Source organism: Companilactobacillus halodurans, from assembly GCF_009600985.1.
GTDB lineage: Bacteria > Bacillota > Bacilli > Lactobacillales > Lactobacillaceae > Companilactobacillus > Companilactobacillus halodurans.
In genome coordinates this window covers 1-1083 of sequence record NZ_VDFP01000255.1, presented here as the reverse complement: position 1 = coordinate 1083, position 1083 = coordinate 1, and the positions used below count along the sequence as shown (strand labels likewise).

At 35.1% G+C, this 1083-nt stretch carries 1 protein-coding gene; it reads right to left on the bottom strand.

Annotated features, from left to right (window positions below; all coding sequences use genetic code 11):
- Positions 1-911, bottom strand: a 911-nt coding sequence (locus tag FHL06_RS13990) for a CAP domain-containing protein (protein WP_238334070.1), incomplete at its 3' end; no start/stop codon positions are given.
- Positions 912-1083 lie beyond the last annotated feature (172 nt).

The window sequence follows — 1083 nt, the reverse complement described above, 5'->3', positions numbered from 1 at the left end:
TGTACTGATAATTGATTCCATGGTGTACCAAAAATATTTTCACCTACATGTAATGATTCTGGATTAGAAATTCCTGCATCAGAATATGTAGTGTACCATTGAGTACCATTTGGACGAGTATGGCTATTTGATGAACTTACTTCTTTAACACGAACCATACCAGCTTGTGATAGTCTTGGGTCAACAGTTAAGGGATTTAATCCTTTAGCTTGGCGTTCGGCGTTTACTGATGAAATTATAGCAGATTGTACAGCAGCTAAATCTGGAGTTGCTGATTCGTTTGAACTAGAATCACCATTATTAGTATTGATATCTGGCATTGTAGCAGTTTGATCTTGATTATTGTCTATAGAAGTTGAACTATCAAATTCGTTCCCGATACCGAAATCTTCAACGTATGTTGGAACTAGAGTTTGATTAAATGTCATGTCTGCAGCATTAGCGTATTCATTAGTTGATGCTTGTACAAAAGTAATACCTTGTTTGTTTTTGAAGACATCCCCAATTTGCCAAGCAGTTCCAGAACCTAGAGCACGATTTGATGCCATTTTACCATCATGTCTGTTGTAAAGTCTTAACTGTTTCTTCACTGTACCAACAAGTTTTGTCGAAGTAGCTGGTTGTTGGTTATTAAGACTTGCATCTCTAGCTCGAAGATATTCATTAGTTGAAACTTGATACATTGTTTCGCCATTGATAGTTGCAATTTTGCCGACTAACCATGGTGTGTCAGGAGCAAGAGCACGGTTGGAAATGATTTTACCGTCTTTTCTGTAAAGACTTGAATATGTTCCTGAATGTGTTGTAGCAACCGTTGCAGCATCTGCTTGTGTTTGGTTTAGAGCAAGCGCTCCGGTTGTAGCCATAGCCAATGCAGCTATAATAGTTGTTGATTTTGTGTTGAATTTCATAATATTTTTCCCCTTAAAATTTTATTCTCTATACCTAATAACAAATATAGATGAATAATTGAATTTTCAACTTAGTTCCTAAAACATCTTGATTATACTTCTTTTTATATTTCTATAGAAGTTCTTTTATAATGTTGCTATGCAAAATGAAAGATTTAAGGTGTATTGATTT